The organism is Kitasatospora nipponensis, assembly GCF_039528135.1.
In the GTDB taxonomy this organism is placed as follows: domain Bacteria; phylum Actinomycetota; class Actinomycetes; order Streptomycetales; family Streptomycetaceae; genus Kitasatospora; species Kitasatospora nipponensis.
This window is the reverse complement of the sequence record NZ_BAAALF010000771.1, coordinates 1-666: the sequence shown is the minus strand read 5'-3', so window position 1 is coordinate 666 and position 666 is coordinate 1. Positions and strand designations below refer to the sequence as shown.

The following is a 666-nucleotide window of genomic DNA, read 5'->3' as shown; positions in this document are numbered from 1 at the left end:
CCTCGATCACGATCACCGTCGCCAGCGCGTCCGCACCCGCACCGCCGTACTCCTCCGGCACGTGCACCGCGTGCAGCTCATTGGCCTGCAACGCGTCCAGCGCCTCCTGCGGGAACCGGCCCTGCTCGTCCACCTCCGCCGCGAACGGGGCGATCTTCGCCTCCGCCAGCGACCGCACCGCCTCCCGGAGCATCTCGTGCTCCTCGGAAAGCCGGAAGAGATCGAAATCCGCCCCGGAGTTGCCCGCCATGTGCCTCGCCCCTTGAATTCGGACCACGTTAGTTACCGTTAAGTAAGCGTAATTCTAGGCTCGCGCCCTGCCTACCCCGTACGTGACATGCGTGACACCGGAGTGACACCGCCTCAGCGGACGTTCTCCTCCAGCGTGTCGCCGGTGCCGGGGTGCTGGGCCAGGTACTCCAGCACCTGGTCGTTGCGGACCGCCTCCCAGAGCTGCTTGGCCACCCGCTGGTCGAGGTAGACCACCGACTGGCCGCCCTCGTCACCGAAGCCGCCGAACGGCGCGTTCATGAACCGCACGCCGTCACCCCGCAACCCGCGCAGGCTCCAGGCCAGGTCGTACAGGTCGGAGTTGCTCAGCTTGTCGTCCACGCTGACCACCTCGCCGACCGAGCCGAGCAGACCGGTCAGCTGGCCGGGGTTGCC

1 protein-coding gene and 1 pseudogene are annotated in these 666 nt (G+C 68.2%); both read right to left on the bottom strand.

Annotated elements, in window-relative coordinates:
* A partial coding sequence (locus tag ABD323_RS43240) for an acyl-CoA dehydrogenase family protein (protein WP_344447509.1) occupies positions 1 to 250 on the bottom strand: 250 nt, incomplete at its 3' end.
* A 113-nt stretch (positions 251 to 363) separates the two neighbouring features.
* A pseudogene (locus tag ABD323_RS43235) lies at positions 364 to 666 on the bottom strand (LCP family protein); the annotation flags it as partial.